The sequence below is a fragment of the Actinomycetospora flava genome (genome assembly GCF_037400335.1).
Taxonomy (GTDB): domain Bacteria; phylum Actinomycetota; class Actinomycetes; order Mycobacteriales; family Pseudonocardiaceae; genus Actinomycetospora; species Actinomycetospora flava.
The window spans coordinates 38,062-59,445 of record NZ_JBBEGM010000010.1; the positions used below are offsets into that span (position 1 = coordinate 38,062).

At 75.1% G+C, this 21,384-nt stretch carries 20 protein-coding genes; 14 read left to right on the forward strand and 6 right to left on the reverse strand.

Translation table 11 applies throughout. From position 1 onward, the window contains the following. Nucleotides 1–207: 207 nt before the first annotated feature. Nucleotides 208–726: a MogA/MoaB family molybdenum cofactor biosynthesis protein gene (locus tag WCD58_RS22145; RefSeq protein ID WP_337705244.1), complete on the reverse strand. Its 519-nt coding sequence runs from the start codon at nucleotides 724–726 to the stop codon at nucleotides 208–210. Between the two features lie 98 nt (nucleotides 727–824). Here WCD58_RS22145 and WCD58_RS22150 point away from each other — a divergent pair, with 98 nt between their 5' ends. Then, nucleotides 825–1,883, forward strand: coding sequence for an NAD-dependent epimerase/dehydratase family protein (locus WCD58_RS22150; protein ID WP_337705245.1), 1,059 nt, complete (start codon nucleotides 825–827; stop codon nucleotides 1,881–1,883). Nucleotides 1,884–1,995: 112 nt separating this feature from the next. Here WCD58_RS22150 and WCD58_RS22155 read toward each other — a convergent pair whose 3' ends face one another. Continuing rightward, nucleotides 1,996–3,375: a hypothetical protein gene (locus WCD58_RS22155; protein WP_337705246.1), complete on the reverse strand. Its 1,380-nt coding sequence runs from the start codon at nucleotides 3,373–3,375 to the stop codon at nucleotides 1,996–1,998. Nucleotides 3,376–3,547: 172 nt separating this feature from the next. Between WCD58_RS22155 and WCD58_RS22160 the strand changes: the two genes are divergently transcribed. Genes WCD58_RS22160 through WCD58_RS22170 form a run of 3 tightly spaced genes read left to right on the forward strand, consistent with a single transcriptional unit; the run spans nucleotide 3,548 to nucleotide 5,789 of the window. Further along, a complete protein-coding gene (locus tag WCD58_RS22160) occupies nucleotides 3,548–4,252 on the forward strand; it encodes a glycosyltransferase family 2 protein (RefSeq protein WP_337705247.1) in 705 nt (234 codons plus the stop codon). Nucleotides 4,253–4,299: 47 nt separating this feature from the next. After that, nucleotides 4,300–5,097 carry a TIGR04282 family arsenosugar biosynthesis glycosyltransferase gene (locus tag WCD58_RS22165; protein WP_337705248.1) on the forward strand — a complete coding sequence of 266 codons (798 nt, stop codon included), beginning with the start codon at nucleotides 4,300–4,302 and terminating at the stop codon, nucleotides 5,095–5,097. After that, nucleotides 5,094–5,789 carry a class I SAM-dependent methyltransferase gene (locus tag WCD58_RS22170; protein ID WP_337705249.1) on the forward strand — a complete coding sequence of 232 codons (696 nt, stop codon included), beginning with the start codon at nucleotides 5,094–5,096 and terminating at the stop codon, nucleotides 5,787–5,789. Before WCD58_RS22165 ends, WCD58_RS22170 begins: the two co-directional genes overlap by 4 nt. Before the next feature lie 7 nt (nucleotides 5,790–5,796). Here the strand turns inward: WCD58_RS22170 and WCD58_RS22175 are convergent, their stop codons facing one another. Then, entirely contained in the window at nucleotides 5,797–7,473 is a 1,677-nt protein-coding gene (locus WCD58_RS22175) for a S1C family serine protease (RefSeq protein WP_337705250.1), read from the reverse strand. A gap of 85 nt (nucleotides 7,474–7,558) precedes the next feature. Here WCD58_RS22175 and WCD58_RS22180 point away from each other — a divergent pair, with 85 nt between their 5' ends. Together WCD58_RS22180 and WCD58_RS22185 are read left to right on the forward strand one after the other, a co-directional pair. Continuing rightward, a complete protein-coding gene (locus WCD58_RS22180) occupies nucleotides 7,559–9,145 on the forward strand; it encodes a HAMP domain-containing sensor histidine kinase (protein ID WP_337705251.1) in 1,587 nt (528 codons plus the stop codon). Between the two features lie 100 nt (nucleotides 9,146–9,245). Further along, the gene (locus WCD58_RS22185) at nucleotides 9,246–10,433 is read left to right on the forward strand and encodes an LLM class flavin-dependent oxidoreductase (RefSeq protein WP_337705252.1); all 1,188 of its coding nucleotides are present in this window, start codon (nucleotides 9,246–9,248) and stop codon (nucleotides 10,431–10,433) included. Nucleotides 10,434–10,489: 56 nt separating this feature from the next. On the opposite strand, the gene WCD58_RS22190 is transcribed toward WCD58_RS22185, so the two are convergent. Next, the gene (locus WCD58_RS22190) at nucleotides 10,490–11,194 is read right to left on the reverse strand and encodes a response regulator transcription factor (protein ID WP_337705253.1); all 705 of its coding nucleotides are present in this window, start codon (nucleotides 11,192–11,194) and stop codon (nucleotides 10,490–10,492) included. Nucleotides 11,195–11,416: 222 nt separating this feature from the next. Between WCD58_RS22190 and WCD58_RS22195 the strand changes: the two genes are divergently transcribed. Further along, a complete protein-coding gene (locus WCD58_RS22195) occupies nucleotides 11,417–12,625 on the forward strand; it encodes a L,D-transpeptidase (protein WP_337705254.1) in 1,209 nt (402 codons plus the stop codon). An 82-nt stretch (nucleotides 12,626–12,707) separates the two neighbouring features. Here the strand turns inward: WCD58_RS22195 and WCD58_RS22200 are convergent, their stop codons facing one another. Next, nucleotides 12,708–13,280, reverse strand: coding sequence for a hypothetical protein (locus tag WCD58_RS22200; RefSeq protein ID WP_337705255.1), 573 nt, complete (start codon nucleotides 13,278–13,280; stop codon nucleotides 12,708–12,710). Nucleotides 13,281–13,291: 11 nt separating this feature from the next. Continuing rightward, nucleotides 13,292–14,275, reverse strand: coding sequence for a helix-turn-helix transcriptional regulator (locus WCD58_RS22205; protein WP_337705256.1), 984 nt, complete (start codon nucleotides 14,273–14,275; stop codon nucleotides 13,292–13,294). 62 nt (nucleotides 14,276–14,337) lie between these two features. On the opposite strand from WCD58_RS22205, the gene WCD58_RS22210 reads away from it, so the two are divergent. The 7 genes from WCD58_RS22210 to WCD58_RS22240 all read left to right on the forward strand — a co-directional run bounded on the left by WCD58_RS22210 (nucleotide 14,338) and on the right by WCD58_RS22240 (nucleotide 21,299). Further along, nucleotides 14,338–15,216 (forward strand): DNA-3-methyladenine glycosylase family protein, encoded by an 879-nt coding sequence (locus WCD58_RS22210; RefSeq protein WP_337705257.1) that lies wholly within the window; start codon nucleotides 14,338–14,340, stop codon nucleotides 15,214–15,216. A 23-nt stretch (nucleotides 15,217–15,239) separates the two neighbouring features. Further along, the gene (locus WCD58_RS22215; RefSeq protein ID WP_337705258.1) at nucleotides 15,240–15,836 is read left to right on the forward strand and encodes a TIGR03086 family metal-binding protein; all 597 of its coding nucleotides are present in this window, start codon (nucleotides 15,240–15,242) and stop codon (nucleotides 15,834–15,836) included. A gap of 57 nt (nucleotides 15,837–15,893) precedes the next feature. Next, on the forward strand, nucleotides 15,894–17,276 hold the full coding sequence (locus WCD58_RS22220) for an MFS transporter (RefSeq protein ID WP_337705259.1): 1,383 nt from the start codon (nucleotides 15,894–15,896) through the stop codon (nucleotides 17,274–17,276). A 66-nt stretch (nucleotides 17,277–17,342) separates the two neighbouring features. Then, nucleotides 17,343–17,714 carry a VOC family protein gene (locus WCD58_RS22225; protein WP_337705260.1) on the forward strand — a complete coding sequence of 124 codons (372 nt, stop codon included), beginning with the start codon at nucleotides 17,343–17,345 and terminating at the stop codon, nucleotides 17,712–17,714. Between the two features lie 97 nt (nucleotides 17,715–17,811). Then, entirely contained in the window at nucleotides 17,812–18,351 is a 540-nt protein-coding gene (locus WCD58_RS22230; RefSeq protein ID WP_337705261.1) for a MarR family winged helix-turn-helix transcriptional regulator, read from the forward strand. A gap of 183 nt (nucleotides 18,352–18,534) precedes the next feature. After that, the gene (locus WCD58_RS22235; protein ID WP_337705262.1) at nucleotides 18,535–19,803 is read left to right on the forward strand and encodes an FAD-dependent monooxygenase; all 1,269 of its coding nucleotides are present in this window, start codon (nucleotides 18,535–18,537) and stop codon (nucleotides 19,801–19,803) included. Nucleotides 19,804–19,853: 50 nt separating this feature from the next. Then, complete coding sequence (locus WCD58_RS22240) at nucleotides 19,854–21,299, forward strand: MFS transporter (protein WP_337705263.1); 1,446 nt, start codon at nucleotides 19,854–19,856, stop codon at nucleotides 21,297–21,299. The last annotated feature ends 85 nt before the right edge of the window (nucleotides 21,300–21,384 follow it).

Here is a 21,384-nt window from a genome sequence, read left to right on the forward strand (position 1 = left end):
CGAGCCGCGCTCAGGGACGGTCGTGGTGCGGCGGGCGCTCCTCGTCGTAGCGACGCCGGTCGGCGTCGTCGGCCTCCGGGCCCGGGCCGGCGTCGCGGGCGGGATCTCGCTCGTCGGACGACGCCACGGGGTCGTCGCCGAAGATCGCCGCCCGCCGCGCCGCCCGCCGCCGGTCCTCCTCGCTCGGTGGTCCGCCCGGTGGTCCGCTCAGTGCTCCTCCATGCCCGACAGCTCGGCGATCACGTGGGAGATCATCGGGGTGAGGGTGGCCATACCGTCGCGGACGGCGGCGCGCGAGGACGCGAGGTTCACGACGAGCGTGCTGCCCGAGACGCCGACCAGGCCGCGCGAGAGCCCGGCGTCGACGGCGCCCGCCGCGAGGCCCGAGGCCCGGATCGCCTCGGCGATGCCGGGGATCGGGCGGTCGAGCACGCCCGCGGTCGCGTCGGCGGTCACTGCGCGGGGCGAGACCCCGGTGCCGCCGACGGTGACGACGAGGTCGACCCCGCCGATCACCGCGGTGTTGAGGGCGTTGCGGATCGCCACCGACTCGCCCGGCACGACGATCGTGCCGTCGACGACCAGGTTGGCCTCACCGAGCAGCTCGGTGACCAGCGGTCCGATCGAGTCCGCGCTCTCGCCCCGGCTGACGCGGTCGTCGACCACGACGACGAGGGCGCGTCCCAGCAACTCCTCCGTGCCGCCACGCAGCGGCTGGTTCTCCATGCCCGCCAAGGTAGTCGTGGCTCCGCGAGCGGAACGAAGCGGACGCGCGGCGACGGGCAGGTCACGGCGAGTACCCACGGTCGGGCTAGCGTGCGCGGGTGCGCGTTCTCCTCACGGGCGGTGCCGGCTTCATCGGCTCGCGGATCGCCGACCTGCTCGCCGAGCGCGGGCACACCCCGGTACTGCTCGACGCCCTGCTGCCCCAGGCCCACGCGGCCGGCAAGGCACCGGAGTGGCTCGACCGCTACGAGCTCGTCCACGGCGACGTCCGCGACGCCGGGCTCCTCGACCGCCTGCTGCCCCAGGTCGACGCGGTGTGTCACCAGGCGGCGATGGTCGGGCACGGCGTCGACCCGAACGACGCCCCGGACTACGCCGAGAACAACGACGTCGCCACCGCGGTGCTGCTCGCGGCGATGTACCGCTCCGGGCACCGCGACCTGGTGATGGCGAGCTCGATGGTCGTCTACGGCGAGGGCCGCTACTCGTGCCCGGAGCACGGGATCGTGCCGCCGCCGATGCGCCGCCAGGCCGACGTCGACGCCGGTCGGTACGACCTGCCCTGCCCGCACTGCGGGCGCGACCTCGAGGGCGAGCTGATCCCCGAGGACGCCCCGCTCGAGCCGCGCAGCACCTACGCGGCGACGAAGCTCGCGCAGGAGCACCTCGCGGTGGCGTGGGCCCGCGCGACCGGCGGGCGGGTCTGGGCGATGCGCTACCACAACGTCTACGGCCCCCGGATGCCGCAGAACACGCCTTACGCGGGCGTCGCGTCGATCTTCCGCTCGTCGCTGGAGCGCGGCGAGGCCCCGCGCGTCATGGAGGACGGGCGCCAGCGCCGGGACTTCGTGCACGTCGGCGACGTCGCGGCCGCCAACGTCGCGGCCCTCGGGACGCCGGCCGCCGAGGGTCGCTGCGTGCCCGTGAACGTGTGCTCCGGCGAGGTCCGCACGATCGGGGACCTCGCCACCACGCTCGCCGACACGATGGGCGGCCCCGCGCCCGAGATCGTCGGCGGCGCCCGGCCCGGCGACGTCCGCCACGTCACCGCCGACCCCGCCCGCGCCGCGGACCTGCTCGGGTTCCGCGCCCGCACGAGCTTCGCCGACGGCATCGCCGCCTTCGCGACCGATCCCCTGCGCGACGCCGTCGGCTGACCCGCCGGCGTGATCCTGCGGGCTCGCCGGTCCTCCTCCGCGAACGAACGGCGCTCTCGCTGCTCCGGAAGCAGCGAGAGCGCCGTTTGTTCGCCGCGAACTCCCGGCGCGCCTACCAGACCGTCGCCAGCAGGTGGTTGACCGCGAGCGCGAGCACCGCCTGGGCGAGCAGCCACCAGCGCCACGAGGCCCGCGGGAGCAGGGCCGCGAGCGGCACCACCCACACAGCGAACGGCAGCCAGATGCGCTCGACCTCGGACTTCGAGAGCCCCGAGAGGTCGGCGACGAGGACGGCGGCGAGCCCGGCCGCGGCGAGCGCGACCAGCACGAGCGGCGCGGCACGGGGCCGCCAGGCGGCGCGGCGCAGGCCCGCGATCACCGCGGGCCCGAGCACGAGCACGAGCGCGGCGAGGTTGCCCCACACCCAGTACTCGTACGGGCGCAGCAGCCCGTACTCGCCGGCCTGGTAGTAGCGGACCTTGACCTGCTCGTAGCCGTCGAACCACCAGAACCCGCCGACGGTGAACGCCGCGACGACCGCCGCCGCGCCGAGCCCGCCGGTGAGCAGCGGGGCGACCCGCCGGCTCAGCAGCGCGACGGCGACCGGCAGCAGACCGGCGAGGACGAACCCGTACGACAGGTACAGCGACAGCCCGAGCACCACGCCGCCGGCCACGCACAGGACGTGCCCGAGCACCCCCCGCCGCGCCGCGCCCAGCGCCAGCAGCGCCACGCCCCACGCGAGCACCGCGGCGAACATGCCGTCCGCCGAGACGCCGACCCAGACCGCGCCGGGGAAGAGCACGCCGAAGGGCAGGTAGGCGCGGGCGAGGTCGCGGTCGCCCAGCGCGGCGACGGTGAGCGCGACGGCGACGACGGCGGTCGCCCCGATCGTGGCGGTCACCGCGCCGGCCCACTCGCCGCCCGGGAAGCCGGCGCGGTCGAGCAGGACGTAGAAGATCGTCGCCGCCGGCGGGTGCCCGGAGGAGTGCGTGACGAGGGTGTCGGGGGTCAGGCCGGCGATGCGGTCGGCGAAGGTCGCGAGGAAGACCGACAGGTCACCCGTGCGGGGAATCTCCGCGAGGTACTCGGTCGGCGTCGCCAGCCGTTCGGCGACCCCGACCACCCACCCGTCGATCGTCGCCAGCGCGAACGTCCACGCCATCGAGGCGACGGCGGCCACCGCGAGCAACGGGCCCCACCGCAGGCGTCGGGCGACCGCGGGGCCACCGAGAGCGACGAGCAGGGCCACCAGGACCGCGGGGACCGTGCCCGGACCGACGTGCGGGAGCCACGACGCCAGCAGCGGCGGCCACCCCACGAGCACCGGCACCCCGGCGTCGATCAGCCGCCATCCGACCACGGACGACGCCGTGACCAGCAGCGCAGCGGCCAGGACGGCCAGCAGGTCACCCCGCAGGCGCAGCGGCGGGCGCGTCGCCGCGGGCGGCTCGCCGGCGGATCCGGGGCGGTCCCGCAGCTCGGTGGTCATCGCCGCCGGACAGTACGGAGCCGCGGTGATCTCGGGGTGAGGAGGTCCGTCCCGACGCCGCGAGGCACCCGGACGGGGCAGGCCGGACACGCCCCGACGGGGCACGGGACACCCGACACGGGGACCAGTCCCCGCACGGCGAGGAAACAGCCGGACTCATAGCGTGACGGCGATGGAAGCTCGGGTCGACGTGGTGCTCCCCTGTCTCGACGAGGCGGAAGCGCTGCCCGGCGTCCTCGCCGCCCTGCCCGACGGCTTCGACGCCGTCGTCTGCGACAACGGCTCGACCGACGGCACCCCCGAGGTCGCCGCGCGACTCGGCGCGCTCGTGGTGCACGAGGCCCGGCCGGGCTACGGCGCCGCCGTGCACACCGGGCTCGAGGCGACGCGCACCGACGTCGTCGCGGTGATCGACGCGGACGGCTCGCTCGACCCCGCCGAGCTGCCGGCCATGGTGCGCCTGCTGCTCGACACCGGCGCCGACCTCGTCGTCGGCCGCCGCGTGCCCCAGGCCCGCGGGGTCTGGCCCTGGCACGCGCGGGTCGCCAACCGGGTCCTGTCCGGGCTCCTGCGCGCCCGGGGCGTGGCGGTACGCGACATCGCTCCGGTCCGCGTGGCGCGCCGCGAGGCGCTGCTCGACCTCGGGGTCACCGACCGCGCCTTCGGCTACCCCCTCGAGCTGCTCATCCGCGCCGGCGCCGCGGGCTGGCGCCTCCGCGAGGTCGACGTCGCCTACCGCCCCCGGGGCGGCGGGCGGTCGAAGGTGTCCGGCTCGGTGAAGGGCACCGCGCGGGCCGTCCGCGACATGTCGAAGGCCATCGCGCGCACCCGGTCCGCACCGTCCACCGCACTCGGCGAGCGGGGCACCGCTCGATGACCGACGGGGTCGAACCGATCACGAGACCCCAGACGAACGCGCGGACCATGCGGACCACTGTCCCGTCCACGACGCCCGTCACGAGGGTCGTGCTCGTCCTCGCGAAGGCGCCCGTCGCCGGCCGGGTGAAGACCCGGCTGACGACGGCCACGACCCCCGCCGGCGCGGCCGACATCGCCGCCGCGGCCCTGCTCGACACCCTCGACGCCGCGCGGGCCGTCCGCGACGCGCAGGTGGTCGTCGCCCTCGAGGGCGACCCGGCCGACGCCGAGCGCCGCGACGAGATCACGGCGGCGCTCGCCGGCACCGTCGTCGTCCCCCAGCGCGGTGCGACCCTCGGCGAGCGGATCACCGCCGCGCACGACGACGTCGCGGACGCCTTCCCCGGCGCGGTGAGCGTGCAGATCGGGATGGACACCCCGCAGGTCGACCCGGCGGTGCTCACCGCCGCCCTCGACCTCGTCACCACCGACGCCGACGCCGCGCTCGGCCGCGCGCACGACGGGGGCTGGTGGGCGCTCGCGCTCGCCGACCCGCACCGGGCCGGGCTCGTCGCCGACGTGCCGACATCGCGCGACGACACCGGCGCCCGCACCCTCGCCGAGCTGCGGGTGGGCCTCACGCCCAGCCGTGTGCGCGAACTGCCGCCGCTGTCCGACGTCGACACCCCCGACGACGCCGTTGCGGTCGCCGACCTCGCCCCCACCGGCCGCTTCGCCCGCGCCGTCGCCGACCTCGTCCCCACCGGCCACGTCGCCCGCGCCGCCGCGGACGTCGTCCCCGCTGCCGGGTCGAGCTCCGCTCCGCTCCGTCTCCCCGTCATCCCCGGAGGCCTCCCACGATGACCCGCACGACAGCACCACCCGCGGGCATCACCGCCCCGACGGACACCGGAACCGTGTTCGACGCGGCGCTCGCGGGCCGCCGCCACCGGCTCGTGCGCCACGACGGTGTCGTGCTCCCCCTGGCCGTCCAGCGCTGGCACGACGACGCGGACACCGACGACGACTGGCTGCTCGCCCGCTGCTCCGGGCCCACGCTGGACCTCGGCTGCGGGCCCGGCCGGCTCGTCGTCGCGCTCGCCGACCGGGGCGTGCCCGCCCTCGGCGTCGACGTGTCCGTGCAGGCCGTCGAGCGCTGCCTCGAGCGCGGCGCCGCCGTGCTGCACCGCGACGCCTTCGAGCGCCTGCCCGGCGAGGGACGCTGGCAGCACGTGGTGCTCGCCGACGGCAACATCGGCATCGGCGGCGACCCGGTGACGCTCCTGCGCCGATGTCGCGCCCTGCTCGCCGACGGCGGCACGATCCTGCTCGAGCTCGAGCCCGACGCCGGCCTGTGGTGCGGCGGCGCCTACCTCGAGTGCCTCGACGAGCCCGCCCTCGACACGCTGGGCTTCGACACGCTGGCCGACGCCCCCTGGTTCCCCTGGGCGGTGCTCGGCCCGCACGCGGTCGACGACGTGGCCGCCGAGGCCGGCCTGAGGGTGGTCGACCGCGAGGAGGGCGCCCGGGCCTTCGTCGTCCTGACGCCGGCCTGACGGGCCCTCAGCGCCCGCCGATCACCCGGCTCCCGAGCGTCACCGGCACCTGCCGCGTGCCGCCCGGCGCCTGCAGGGTCAGCGTCACGGTCTGACCCGGCGCCCGCGACTGGATCGCCGCGACGAACGCGTTGGCGTCCTCGATGACCCGGTTGTCGACGCCCACGACGACGTCGCCCGCCGCGATCCCGGCGGTCGCCGCCGGCGAGCCCGGCGCCACGTCCGCCATGGCCGCGCCCCGCGGTGCCGCGTTCGCGACGCCGACCCCGATGACGGCCTGCGTGGCCTGCCCGGTGTCGACGAGCTCGGTCGCGAGCCGGCGGGCCTGGTTGATCGGGATCGCGAACCCGAGACCGATCGAGCCGCCCTCCTGCCCGGAGCCGCCGGTGACGCTCGCGATCGCGGTGTTCACGCCGATCACGCGGCCCTCGAAGTCGACGAGCGGGCCGCCGGAGTTGCCGGGGTTGATCGCGGCGTCGGTCTGGATCGCGTCGAGCACGCTGCTCTGCCCGGCGCCGGACCCGCCGGCCTCCACGGGCCGCTGCAGCGCGCTGACGATGCCGGTGGTGACCGTGCCCGACAGCCCCAGCGGCGAGCCGACGGCCATCACGGGCTGCCCCTGCACGAGCTCGTCGGAGTTGCCGAGGCTCGCCGCCCGCAGGCCGTTCACACCGCTCGCGCGGACGACGGCGATGTCCGCGGCGGGCGCCGTGCCGACGACCTGGACCGGCGCGGCCCGCCCGTCGGAGAAGATCGCCTCGAGCGCGCCGCCCTGGCCCGCCTGCAGGACGTGGTTGTTCGTCATGATCAGGCCGTCGGCCGAGAGCACGATCCCCGAGCCCTCGCCCGCCTGTCCGCGGATCTGCACGGCGCTGGGCAGCACGTTCGCGGCGACGGCCTCGACCGATCCCGGCGCGGGCGCGGGCCCCTCGCTCTCGGGCACCGGCTCGTCGAGGGCGGTGCCCTGCGACGAGGTCGACGACCCGCCGCCGATCCCGCCGACGACCACGGCGGACAGCGCGCCGCCGATGAGCCCCGCGACGAGCGCGAGCGCGACCAGCCCGAGGGTGCCGCGACGCCGCGGCGCCGGGCCGCCCGGTCCGGGACCTCCGCCCGGTCCGCCCGGTCCGCCCGGTCCCCCGCCCCAGCCCGCGCCCGGGTCGCGGGGCCAGCCGCCGGGCGGGGTCGCGGGTCCGGGCGAGGCGGCGCCCCAGCCGGTGGTCGGCGCCCCCGGTGACGTGGGTGGCCCGAACCCCGGCACGGCGGGCGCCTCGCGGGTCTGGGGCGCGGTCGCCGGGTAGGACGGCATCGGCCCGAACGCCGCTGTCGCGCCCGCCGAGGACGGGGGCTGGCCGAGACCGGGCGGGACCTGCGTCGGCGGCTGGGTCGGCGCCTGCGAGGGCGGCGGGGAGGACGCCGGGGTGGGAGCGCTGTACGACGTCGCGCCCTCGGTGGTGCCGACGCGCGTGGTGTCGTACTCGCGGCCGGTGCCCTCGGCCCACCGGACACCGCCGGGACCGCTGCTCTCGGTCGGCGTCGACGGGGCGGTCGACGGGGCGGTCGACGGGGCGGACGCCGCGCCCGGCGACGAGCTGGACGAGGCGGACGTCGACCCGCCGGGCGTGTCGGCCCCTGAGGGGCCGGGGCCGTCCGGGGCGGAGGGCGCGGCGTCGTTCTCGCTCATGTCCCAACCCTCTCGCATCGACCGTCCGGGCGCGTCGACCGGCGTCCCGCTGCCGGAGGACGCGCCGACGGGGGAAGCTGGTGGGGTGGACCGTCCCGCACCCGCCGCGCCGACCGGGGATCCCCCGGTCCTCGACGACCGTTCCGCGGCGGACACCACCGCCGCCACGGCCGCCACGGACGGCCGCACGGGCGGTCCCCTCGGCACGCCCACGACCGCGCCCGCCGACGGTGCCGCGCCGGCCGGCGACGACGAGGACCCGCCGCCCGGGCTGATCCGGCACCTCCTGCAGGGCATCCCGCTGCGCCGGCGGGTCGGCATCCTCGTCTCGGTCGGCGGCGGGCTGCTCGTCGCCCTGATCTCGATCGCGGTGTTCTTCACCGCCCAGCGCGCGCTCTACGACCAGCTCGACGAGAGCCTCGTGCAGCGCGCCACGGTGGCCGCGGCGGGCGACCTCGCCGACCCGCAGATCCTGCTGCGCGTCTCGTCCGACGCCCTCGCGGCCGGCGAGGTGCGTGTCGCCATCGTCACCTCGGACGGGGAGTTCGTCACGCTGCGGGGCAACAGCCCGCCGCTCGGCGCGGCCGAGGTGTCCGCGGCGCGCCAGGACCCGGCGACGTCGGTGCGCACCGGTGTCGCGGACGGCGAGGTCTACCGGGTCGTGGCCGTCTACGCCGGCGAGGGCCGCGCGCTCGTGCTCGCCCAGGAACTGGACCCGACGCGGCGGACGCTCTCGAAGCTCGCCGTGGTCCTGCTCGTCGCGGGCGCCTCCGGCGTGCTGCTCGCCGCGCTCACCGGCGTCGCCATCGCCCGCGCCGGCCTGCGGCCCGTCGAGCGCCTGATCTCGGCGACCGAGCGCGTCGCCCGCACCGGCGACCTGCGCCCGATCCCGGTCACCGGCGGCGACGAGCTCGCCCGCCTCACCACGAGCTTCAACGCGATGCTCGCCGCCCTGGCGTCGTCGATCGAGCGACAACGCCGGCTCGTCGCCGACGCCGGCCACGAGCTGCGGACACCCCTGACCTCGCTGCGCACCAACCTCGAGCTGCTCATGGCGTCGGACCGCGCGTCGGGGAAGCCCGGCGCGCCGACGCTCTCGGCGCAGGACCGCGAGGAGCTCCAGGCCGATCTGCGCGCCCAGGTGGACGAGCTGGCGAACCTCATCGGCGACGTCGTCGAGCTCGCCCGCGACGACCCGCCCGAGGTCGCCGCCGAGCCCCTCGACCTCGCCGACGTCGTCGAGCGCGCCCTCGACCGGGCCCGCCGGCGCGCCACCGCGGAGAACGTCACGTTCGACGTCGACCTCGCGTCGTGCGAGGTCACCGGCGACGCCAACGCGCTCGAGCGCCTCGCGCTGAACCTGCTCGACAACGCCGCGAAGTGGAGCCCGCCGGGCGGGCGCGTGCGCGTGACCCTGCGCGAGGGCGTGGCCCCGGAGCGCCCGGGCACCGCGGTGCTCGAGGTCGCCGACCAGGGCCCGGGCATCGCCGACGAGGAGCTCGACCTCGTCTTCGAGCGCTTCTACCGCTCCCTCGACGCGCGGACGATGAGCGGGTCGGGGCTCGGGCTCTCGATCGTCGCCCAGGTCGCCGAGCGCCACCACGGCGGCGTCTCGGCCGGACGGGCGCCCGAGGGCGGGGCCCTCCTGCGGTTCTGGATGCCGCGCCGCTGACGTTCCACAAGATGCTCACGGAGCGTCACGCGGTCTGTACGTGTGCCTGTGACCCGGCTTACGGTCGCCTCAGTCGGACACAGACGTCGAGGAGACTCCCGTGAGCAGACTGCGCTTCGGCACGTTCCTGGCCCCGTTCCACCGCGCCGGTGAGAACCCCACCCTGGCCCTGCAGCGCGACCTGGAGCTGATCGAGCACCTGGACGCGCTGGGCATCGACGAGGCCTGGATCGGCGAACACCACTCGGCCGGCAGCGAGATCATCGCGTCCCCGGAGATCTTCATCGCCGCGGCCGCCGAGCGGACCAAGCGGATCAAGCTCGGCACCGGCGTGACCTCGGCGAGCTACCACAACCCGCTCTGGGTGGCCGACCGCATGGTCCTGCTCGACCACCTCACCCGCGGGCGCTCGATGCTCGGCGTCGGGCCGGGCTCGCTGCCCAGCGACTCGGCGATGATCGGGCTGAACCCGACCGACACGCGCGAGCTGCTCGACGTCAACCTCGACATCATCATGCGGCTGCTGCGCGGCGAGGTCGTCACCGAGCAGACGAAGACGCACAACCTCATCGAGGCCCAGCTGCAGCTGCGGCCCTACACCGAGCCGTGCTTCGACGTCGCCGTCGCGGCCGTCGCCTCCCCCACCGGCCCGCGCATGGCCGGCCGCCACGGCGTGGGGCTGCTCTCGATCGGCGCGACGCTGACCCAGGACGGGTTCGACGCGCTCGCGCACCACTGGAACGTCGTCGAGGAGCGCGCCCAGCACTACGGGCAGCCGGCGCCGGACCGCGAGAAGTGGCGTCTGGTGGGTCTCATGCACATCGCCGAGACCAAGGAGCAGGCCTACCGCGAGGTCGAGTACGGGATCGAGAACTGGTTCCGCTACTTCCAGAAGACCGCGGCGTTCCCGCAGATGGCGGTCGAGGGCGGCGACGTCAAGGAGATGATCGACTTCATCAACGAGGCCGGCATCGGAGCGATCGGGACGCCGGACGACGCGCGGGCCCAGGTGCAGCGGCTCGCCGACCAGTCGGGCGGCTTCGGGGCGATGCTGCTGCTCGGGCACGAGTGGGCGAACCCGCAGGCCACGAAGCGCTCGTGGGAGCTCATCGCCCAGGAGGTGCTGCCGCACTTCCAGGGCACGACGTGGGGCGGGCGCAGCCACGCCGAGTCGACCCAGGCCGCCAAGGAGCGCGCGGGCCTGCGCCGCGACGAGTTCGCGGCCACCCAGCTCGACGCCGTCGACCACATGACCAAGAAGTACGAGGCGGAGGTCGCCTCGAAGTAACTCTTCTACGTGCGTGATCTTCTGAGCTATAGCTCAGAAGATCACGCACGTGGGCCTCACGGCGGGGTCTCGCGCAGGACGTAGCCCACGCCGCGGACGGTGTGGATCAGGCGCGCCTCGCCCTCGGCCTCGGTCTTGCGGCGCAGGTAGCCGACGTACACCTCGAGGGCGTTGCCGGTGGTCGGGAAGTCGTAGCCCCAGACGTCCTCGAGGATCCGGCTGCGCGTGAGCACGCGGCGCGGGTTGGCCATGAACAGCTCGAGCAGCGAGAACTCGGTGCGCGTGAGGCTGATCGGGCGCTCGCCGCGGCGGACGTCGCGGGTGACGGGGTCGAGCGAGAGGTCGGCGAAGCGCAGCGGCTCGGGGTCGGGCGCGCCGGTCTCCTCGTCCGGCGACGTCCGGCGCAGCAGCGCGCGCAGGCGCGCGAGCAGCTCCTCGAGCGCGAAGGGCTTGGCGAGGTAGTCGTCGGCGCCCGCGTCGAGGCCGGCGACGCGGTCGGACACCGCCTCGCGGGCCGTGAGCACGAGCACGGGGATGTCGTCGCCCGCGTTGCGCAGCCGGCGGCACACCTCGAGCCCGTCGACCCGCGGCATCATCACGTCGAGGACGAGGGCGTCGGGCCGCGGGCCGGTGTCGTTGGCCAGGGCGTCGAGCGCCTGCTGCCCGTCCGCCGCGAGCTCGACCTGGTAGCCGTTGAACGCCAGCGAGCGGCGCAGCGAGTCGCGCACCGCCCGGTCGTCGTCCGCGACGAGGATCCGCATGCGCACAGTGTGGCCGGACGGCCTGAGACGGTGCTGAGACGCGCCGGTCCGTTCTCACCCGTCCGGCCCAGCCCGATCGCGACACACGGTGGCGACACTCCGGCCCGAGTTGTCCGTTGTCGGATCGACATGGGCGACACGCAACCGCGCAGGGTCCCGGGGCGTCTCGCTCAGGGATGATGTCCAGGCTGGGATCTCCCGGATCGGGATGAGGAGTTGGGTGTGTCGAGGACGGAGCGCAGTCGCGCGACGCGAAGCCGGGGGCTCGACCGGAGGACGGCGGTCCCCCTGGTCGTCCTGCTCGCGGTCGTCGCCCTCCTGGGTGGGTGCGCCGGCGCCACGGGTGCCCCGCCGCCCCCGCCCGTCCCGCCCCTGGCGCTCGCCGCCTCGGTCGCGCCGGGCGCGGTCGACGTCGCCCCGGCCGACCCGCTGGTCGTGTCCGCGGCCGGCGGCCGCCTGACGTCGGTGACGGTCACGCCGGCCGGCGGCGCCGCGCTCGCCGGCACCCCCGACCCGTCGGGCACACGCTGGACGAGCCCGCAGCTCGCCTACGGCACCGAGTACCGCGTGCAGGCCGCGGGCCTCGACGAGGCGGGCCGCCCCGGTGCCCCGCTCGACCAGACCTTCCGCACGGTCGCACCCGAGGACACCCTCGAGATCGCGAGCATCCGCCCCACCGACGGGCAGACCGTCGGCGTCGCGATGCCGATCTCCATCACGTTCGCCGACCCTGTCACCGACCGCGCCGCCGTCGAGCGCCGGGTGTCGGTGGAGACCTCGATCCCCACCGAGGGATCGTTCCGCTGGATGTCCGACGAGCAGCTCAACTGGCGCCCGAAGGAGTACTGGAAGCCGGGCACGCAGGTGTCGGTGAACGCGCGCCTGTTCGGCGTCGACAGCGGCGGCGGCGTCTTCGGCGAGGAGGACCGGGCCTTCTCGTTCACCGTCGGGCGCGACCAGCGGGCCCGCGGCGACGTCAACGCCCACACGCTCGTGCTCTACCAGGACGGCCAGGAGCTGCGGACCATGCCCGCGTCCTACGGCCGCGCGCAGTACCCGACGCAGTACGGGGTGCACGTCGCGTTCGAGAAGCACGAGATCAAGCGCATGCGCTCCGACACGTGGGGCGGCCCCGCCGAGGGCCAGCCCGGGTTCTACGACGAGGACCTGCCGCTGGCCGTGCGCATCTCCAACAACGGCGAGTTCGTGCACGTCAACGCCGCCACCACCCGCCAGCAGGGCCGCAGCAACGTCTCGCACGGCTGCGTGAACCTCTCGCCCGCCAACGGCCAGTTCTTCTTCAACTGGGTGCAGATGGGCGACCCGGTGGAGATCGTCGGCTCGGAGCGGCCGCTGACCACGCGCGACGGCGACATCGCCGACTGGACGATCCCGTGGGAGGAGTACCGCCAGGGCTCGGCCCTGGCGTGACGACCCGCGCCGTGGCGCGCCGTAGATCGCAGGACAGCGCGACGAAGGAGCGCTGGCCTGCGCATCTACTTGGCGCGAGCAGCTAGAACTCGACGCGCACCAGGCCGAGGACCTCGGCGCGCCAGTCCGCGTAGGCCTTGCCGATCGCCTGGCGGTCGGCGGCCTGCTCGGACGGGGTCGCCGACGGCGTGCTGCCGTCGAGGCTCGCGGCGATGTCCGCGCCGCTCCACTCCGGGCCCGCGGTGCGCACGCGCAGGTGGCCCGGCGCCCGCTCGGCGCGCAGGGCGTGGGCGAGCACGCGCATGAGGGCGGTGCGCGCCTCCTGGTCGTCGGGCGCCTCGGTGTCGATGTTGGTCTGCCCGCCGACGAGCACGACGGTCGACGCGTCGTGCAGCGCGGGCAGCACGGTCTCGGCGGCCCGGAAGCGGCTGAGCAGCCCCTCCGAGAGGAACTGCTCGACCCGCCCGACCAGGCTGCCGCTGCGCGGGGTCATCGCCACCGGGAGCTGCACGTAGGCGTCGAAGGTCTGCCCGGACACCGCCTCGCCGAGACGGTCGAGCGAGTCGACCACCGTCGTCTCCGCACCGGTGGCCCGGATGGCCTCCGCCACCTCGTCGAGTCGATTGCCGCCACCGGTCACCAGCACGCTCGTCATGGCGCGTGACCCTAATCGGGCGGGGGCACTCCGGGCACGCCGTAGAGCGCCAGCACACGCGCCGCCGCGTCGGCCATCTCCTCGCGCAGCTCGTCGGGCGCCAGCACCTCGACCGCGTCGCCGTAGCCCAGCAGCCCGGCACGCGCGGCGACGAGCGAGCGGAACGGGGCGGTCATCACCTCGCGGCCGTCGCCCTCGACGCCGGTCGTCCTCCAGGGCCCCGCCTGCACCGCGAGCGCGACGCGGCGCAGCGTCGGCGCCCACGCCGGGTCGACGCGCACCGTCACGTCCACCTCGGCGGTCGGCGCCTGCAGCCGGTCGCGCAGCTCGGCCCACACCTCGGCCAGGCCGCGCTCGTCGGGACGGCGCGCGGGCGTGCCGGTGGCGGCGACGTCGCGGACCCGGCTGACCCGGTACATCTTCGGCTGCCCGCGGTGGGCGGCCACGAGGTACCAGGTGCCGGCCTTGCTGACCAGGCCGTACGAGTCGACGGTGCGCCAAGTCGCCTCGGCGGCGTCGCCGGTGGCGTAGTGGATGCGCACCCGCTCGTCGGCGACCAGCGCGGCGTCGAGCGCGGGCAGGGCGGGCAGGTCCTCGGGCGCGCGCCGCCAGCCCTGGTGCTCGACGAGCAGGCGCCGACGCGCCCGGTCGACGCCGTCGCGGCGCGCCTCGGGCACGGCGGCGAGCAGCTTGCGTGACGCCGACGCGAGCGCCGTCCCCAGCGCGCCCCCGTCCGCCGAGGCCCCGAGCGCGACGAGCGCGCGCAGCTCGTCGTCGGTCATGCCCGTGACGTCGGTGCGGTAGCCCTCCAGCAGCGCGACGCCGCCGCGGCGCCCGCGCTCGCAGTACACCGGCACCCCCGCGGACGAGAGCGCCTCGACGTCGCGCTGCACGGTGCGCGTCGACACCTCGAGGCGTCGGGCGATCTCGGGCGCGGGCAGGCGGCCGTGGGTCTGCAGGAGCAGCAGCGTCGCGAGCAGGCGGTCCGAGCGCACCGTCCGAGAATGCCTCAGAAACACGACAGAAGGTGTCGTGTATGAGGTCGCACGCTGCCCCCATGACCGCCGCACTCGCCACCCGCGCGCTGGAGCCCCTCGGCCCGTTCGACCTCGAGCAGACCCGCGCCTTCGTCGGCCGCTGGGGCCCGATCACCCGGCACACCCCCACGCCCGACGAGATCCTCCGCCTCACCGCACCCCTCGACGGCGACCACCGCCCCGTCGCCTTCGCCCTGCGCCAGGCCCGTCCGGACGGGCCCGTCGAGGTCGAGATCGCCGGGGCCGAGGGCGCCGAGGACCGCGCCCTCGCCCAGGTCGCGCGCCTGCTCTCGCTCGACCACGACGCCCGCGACTACCCGGAGGTGGGTCGCCGGGTCCCCGCGGTCGGACGGCTCATGGCCGCGCACCCCGGCCTGCGCCCGACCCTGTTCGGCGGGGGCTACGAGGCCGCCGCGTGGGCCGTGGTCTCCGCCCGGATCAGCGAGCGCCAGGCGGGCACGGTCTTCCGGCGCCTGTCCGCCGCGCACGGCGAGCGGCTCACGGTCGGGGGCGCCGAGGTCGAGGCGTTCCCGCGCCCCGAGGCCCTGCTCGCGATGACGGAGCTCCCCGGGCTCCCCGCGGAGAAGGTGCGCCGGCTCCACGGCGTCGCCGAGGCCGCACTGGCCGGGGAGCTCGAGGTCGACCGGCTGCGCGCGCTCGGGCCCGACGGCGCCCGGGCCGCACTCCGGCGCCTGCGCGGCATCGGCGACTTCTACGCCTCCCTCGTCTGGCTGCGCGCCTGCGGCGTGGTCGACGAGTGGCCCGCCGGCGAGCCCCGCTGCCGCGCCGCGCTCGCCCGCCTCCACGGACGCCACCCCGACGACCCGCTCGACGACCTGGTCGACGAGCTCCGCCCCTACCGCACCTGGGTCGCGCTGCTCCTGCGCGTGGCCTCCTGACCCCCACCTCGAGAAGGAGAGACATGACCACCGAGTCCGACCCCCGCGCCCTGCTCACCCGCGCGCTCGACCAGATCGGCGACCTCGTCGCCGCCACGGGGCCCGACGCCCTCGACCGCCCCACCCCGTGCGCCGACTGGGACGTCCGCGCCCTGCTCGACCACCTCGTCGGCGTGCACCGCCGCATCGCCCACGTCGGCGCCGGCGGCCACTTTGCCGACGTCCCGTCGCGGCCCGAGGTCGCCCCGGGCACCCACGCCGCCGAGATCGCCGCCGCCCGCGCGGACGTCGACCGCGTCTGGATCCACGACGACACCGTCCTCGACCGCGTGCTCACCGTCCCGTGGGGCACGATGCCCGGCCGGTTCGTCGGCTTCGGCTACGTCCAGGAGCTCACCGTGCATGCGTGGGACCTCGGCGCCGCGATCGGGCGCACCGCGGGCCTCGACGACGCGCTCGCCCTGGCCGTCGAGGACACCGCCCGCCAGGTCCTGCCCGCCGCGCCCCGCGGCGGGGACATCCCGTTCGGCCCGCCGGTCGCGGTCGCCGCGGACGCCGGGCCGTACGAGCGGCTGGTCGGCTGGCTGGGCCGCGACCCGCAGGGACTTCTTGTCCGATAGCCCGACAATCCGGATCCTCGTCCGGCGTGAGGTCCGCGTGAGCGTGAGCATCGCCCGATGGCGGTCCCGACTGGTGCAACGGAGCGCTCGAGCCCGGCCGGCGCGATCCTGGAGCGGCTGCCCCTCGCGGGGTGGCACCGCCGCCTGGTCGTGCTGGTCGGTGTCGGCTCGTTCTTCGATCTCTACGAGGTGTTCCTCGGCGGCGTGCTCGCCCCGATCCTCGCCAAGGAGTTCGCGCTCGGCTCCGCGGGCAAGGCGGCGGTGGTCGCCAGCGGGTTCCTCGGGATGTTCGTCGGCGCGAACGTGCTGTCGGTGCTCGCCGACCGCATCGGGCGCCGCCGGGTGTTCCTGCTCAACCTGCTGACGTACTCGCTGTTCTCGCTCGCCGCGGCGTTCTCGCCCGACATCGGGTGGTTCCTCGTGCTGCGCTTCCTCGCCGGCATCGGGCTGGGCGCGGAGCTGGTGCTCGTCGACACCTATCTCGCCGAGTTCCTGCCCGCCCACGCCCGCGGGCGGTACACGGCGTGGGCGTACACGGTCGGCTTCCTCGGGGTCCCGGTGGCCGCGCTGCTCGGCGGCAAGCTCGTCGGCTCGGCGCAGATCGGCGGGATCGACGGCTGGCGGTGGCTGCTCGTCGCGGGCGGACTCGGCGCGGTGTTCGTGCTCCTGCTGCGCCGGGTGCTCCCGGAGTCGCCGCGCTGGCTGGAGTCGCAGGGCCGCGGGGACGAGGCCGTCGAGGTGGCGCGCACGATCGCGGCGAAGGTCGGGGCGCCGGTCGCCGCCGAGGACGTCCGCGCCGGACCCACGGACGAAGCCGAGAAACGCTCGACCGTCGAGGTCCTGCGCACCGCGCTGACCGGCACCTACCGCACGCGCACGATCATGTTGCTGATCTTCCAGGTGCTCCAGACCGTCGCCTACTACGGCTTCGGCACGCTCGCGCCGCTCGTGCTGGTCAGCAAGGGCTTCGAGGTCACCGAATCGCTCGGCTACGCCGCGCTGTCCTTCTTCGGCTACCCGATCGGTTCGCTGCTCTCGGTGCCGCTGGTCGAGCGCTTCGAGCGCAAGTGGCTGATCGTCGGCTCGGCGATCGCCATCGGCGTGCTCGGCATCGTGTTCGCCGCCGCGAGCGCGGTGTGGCTCATCGTGCTGGCCGGCTTCCTGCTGACCTCGGCGAGCAACGTGTTCTCGAACGCGTTCCACATCTACCAGGCCGAGATCTTCCCGACCTCGATCCGCTCCACCGCAAGCGGCGTCGCCTACTCGCTCTCGCGCGCCACGTCGGTGGTCATGCCGTTCATCGCGGTCCCGCTGCTGGCCACGGCCGGCCCGGTCGCGGTCTTCGGCGGCGCGGCGTTCCTGATCCTGCTGCTCTGCCTCGACGTCGGCATCCTCGGGCCGCGCAGCACGGGCCTCGCGCTCGAAGAGGTGGACGCCTGAGCGATGAGTCGGGCGCCCGGGGCGCGTCCCACCTCCGACACCGTTTCCCGGCACAGGAGGTCCGTCATGGCCCGCCCCGTCGTCCACTTCGAGATCACCGGTCGTGACCCCGCGGCGCTGCACCGCTGGTTCGGCGAGCTCTTCGCCTGGGACTTCGACGAGCCGAGCACCGTCGCCGAGGGCATCTCCGACCCCGGCACCTATCACTTCACGGCTCCGGAGGGCGGCATCCCGGGCGGGGTCGCCGGCGGTCCGGGGTACACCCCGGGCACGCTCTTCTACGTCGCCGTCGACGACGTCGAGGCCGCGCTCGCACGGGCGGAGGAGCTCGGCGGGCGCCGCGTCTTCGGGCCGGCGGCGGCGCCGTCGGGGCTCGTCGTCGGGCACCTGGCCGACCCCGAGGGCAACGTCGTCGGCCTCGCGGCCCTGCCGGGCTGAGACCGAGTCCGCCCGCGAATCGTTCCGAGCACGTATTATCCGAGGAACGGGAAGTGACCCGAGGGCACGGGTGGGGCGCGACGGACGGGGGCGGACAGTGGCGACGAGGGCGGGGTCCACAGCGTCGACGGCGTCGACGGGGTCGGCGGCACCAGCGGGCAAGGACGCCCGGCGTCGCACCCGCCTGGACCCGCCGGCCGACCTCGTCGCGGCCCCCGGCTACGGCGCCCGGCGGGTCTACCAGGCCTACCTCGCCGCGTGGAACCGTCACGTCGACTCGGTGCTCACCGGCCCGCAGTTCGCCGTGCTCTCCACCGTGCGCGCCTACCCGGACGCCGACCAGACGTCGCTGGCCAGCGCGGTCGCCCTCGACACCTCGACGATGGCCGACGTCTGCCGCCGCATGGAGCGCCGCGGACTCATCGCCCGCCACGAGGCGCCGCACGACGCGCGCGCGAAGGTCCTGACGCTCACCGACGCGGGCGTCGAGGCCCTCGCGGAGACCAACCGCCGCGCCCGCGCGCTCGACGAGGCCCTGCTCGCCAGCTGCCCGGAGGAACAGCGCCCGCACCTCGCGGCGCTCCTCAACGACCTCGGGCAGCAGTGGGAGCAGGTCGCCGAGCGCGACAGCCTCTGACACACGCACGCGGAGCAATCGCCACGAGCCGATGCGCCTCCTCCGTAGCCTGAACGGAGCATGCCGCCGCCTGCGATCTGTTACGGCCGTGTCTCGGGACACGTCCGGCTATTGCGTCCTCGGATAGTACGTGCTCGGATTGAACGCAGCCGAACGCGAGCACCACACCGGGAGGGCGGCCAGATGGCGAGCCAGTCGTTCGAGGTCACCATCGTCGGGGGAGGTCTGGGCGGCCTCTGCGCGGCGCTGTCGCTGCGCCAGCGCGGCACGCGCGTCACCGTCGTCGAGGCCGCACCCGAGCTGGGCGAGATCGGCGCCGGCATCCAGACCGCGCCGAACGCCAGCCGGATCCTCATCGGGCTCGGGCTGCGCGCGCAGCTCGAGGCGATCCGCACCCAGCCCGAGGACCAGGTCCGCCGCCGCTGGGCCGACGGCAGCATCATCGCCCAGCTGCCCCTCGGCCAGCGGGTGATCGACCAGTACGGCGCCCCGTACTGGCACTACCACCGCGCCGACCTGCACCGCGTCCTGCTCGACGCCTGCGCCGACCCCGAGGGTCCCGGCCCGGTCGTCGCGCTGCACACGGGCGCCAAGGTCACCGAGCTCGACCGCACCGACCCGACGCGCCCCGTCGCGGTCGCCGAGGACGGCCGCGGCTTCGCCGGCGACGTGCTGATCGGCGCCGACGGCATCCGCTCCGCGGTCCGCGACCTCGCGGGCTTCGAGGACTCGCTGGTGTTCTCCGGCGAGATGGCCTACCGCGCGCTGATCCCCGGCGAGCTCGTCGCCGCCGACCCGGCGACCCGCTTCCTCATGGACCGCTACCACTCGACGATCTGGTACGGCCCGGACAAGCACCTCGTGCACTACGTCATCCGCGGCGGTCAGTACCTCAACGTCGTCGCGATCGTCCCGTGCACCGACACGATCGCTGCCGACTGGAGCGGCCCGGCCACGCCGGAGCAGCTCGCCGCGGACTTCGCGGACTGGGACGACCGGGTGCCGACGGTGCTCTCGAAGGCCAAGCCCGAGGACGTCTCGCTGTGGGCGATGTACCGCCGCCGCCGGGACCCGGTGTGGGTCGACGGCCGGGTCGCGCTGCTCGGCGACGCCTGCCACGCGATGCTCCCGTACCAGGCCCAGGGCGCCTCGCAGTCGATGGAGGACGCCGCCGTGCTCGCCGAGGAGCTCGGCCGGGTGACCCGCGACGACATCGACGGCGCCCTCGTGCGCTACGTCGACCGCCGCGCCAAGCACGCCGGCATGGTGCAGGACGCCTCGCTGCAGAACATGGCGTTCTACCACCTGCCCGACGGCCCCGAGCAGCGCGAGCGCGACGACAAGCTGCGCCGCTTCGACGGCGAGTCCGACGTCTCCTACGACTGGCTGTGGAACGGCAGCCCGCTGCGCGACCACGACACCGAGTCCATCCACTACCAGTTCGCCCGCTGACGCGCGGACCGAGCGATCCCCCACACCACCCGCGACGGGAGCGAACTCCAATGCGCACCGGAGACCAGATCGTCCAGGACCTCCCCTGGCGCTGGGGCGTCCAAGGAAAGATCTTCCTCATCGGCGGCCTCGGCTACATGTTCGACGCCTGGGACGTCGCCCTCAACGGGTTCCTCACCCCGCTGATCGGCACCGAGTTCGGGCTCTCGCCCGCCCAGCGCGGCCTCGTGGCCACTGCCAACCTCATCGGCATGGCCGTCGGCGCCGTCGCCTGGGGCACGGTCGCCGACCGCATCGGCCGCAAGAAGGCCTTCAGCATCACCCTGCTGATCTTCGCGCTGTTCTCGGTGCTCGGCGCGCTCTCGCCGAACATCGAGATCTTCCTGCTGCTGCGCTTCCTCGCGGGCGTCGGCCTCGGCGGCTGTATCCCGGTCGACTACGCGATCGTCAGCGAGTTCTCGCCGAAGAAGCAGCGCGGGCGCGTGCTCGCCGCGATGGACGGGTGGTGGCCGATCGGCGCCACGCTCGCCGGCGTCTCGGCGACGCTGCTCGTGCCCGTCGAGGGCAACTGGCGCTGGATGCTCGTGCTGATGATCCTGCCGGCACTGCTGCTGTTCTGGGTGCGCCGCGGGGTGCCGGAGTCGCCGCTCTACCTCTCCCGCATGGGTCGCGAGGCCGAGGCCCGCGCGGTCATCGACGACATGGTGACCCGCACCGGCGCCACCCCGGAGCCCTACGCGATCCCCGCCCCCGTCGCCGAGGACAAGCGCGGCGGCGCCGCGGCCGCCGCCCTCGACCAGCTGCGCCGCGTCTGGGCCTTCAACCCGCGCATCACCGCCGTCGCGTGGTCGCTGTTCATCGCCGTCATGCTCGTCTACTACGCCGCCCTGAGCTGGATGCCCTCGATCCTGCGGGCCCAGGGCTTCGGCGAGATCGCCGCGTTCGCCTCGACCACGCTGATGAACGCGCTCGGCATCGTCGGTGTCGCCATCTCGGTGCTCGTCGTCGACCGTTACGGCCGCAAGCGCGTCATCGCGATCGCCGGGCCGGTCGCCGCGGCGACGCTGGTCCTGTTCTCGCTGCTGCTCGGTGCGCCGACCCTGGCGATCGTCGCCATCGGGGCCTTCGGTCTCTTCGCGCTGATCGTCATCCCGGTCATGTACGCCTACGTCTCGGAGCTCTACCCGACCGAGCTGCGCGCCTCGGGCTTCGGCTGGGCGTCGTCGTCGAGCCGCGCGATCACCGGCTTCGCCCCGCTGCTGTTCGGCAGCGTGCTCTGGCCGGTGCTGGGCCTGCCGCTGACGTTCACGCTGCTCGGCGTGCTCGTCGTCGCTGCCGTGATCTTCATGTGGGTCGGCGCGCCGGAGACCGCGGGCCGCGAGCTCGACCGGATCACGACCGACGTGCCGGACGGCGGCAGCACCGACGCCACCGACGCCACCGGCACCGCCGGCACCACCGGCACCACCGGGGACGCCGAGCGCACCCGCGCCTGACCGCACTCCCCGTTCCAAGCGAAGGGCACCTTCGGTCAGCTAGACGGGCCGAGGGTGCCCTTCGCCAGAACGTGTCGCCGCTCGA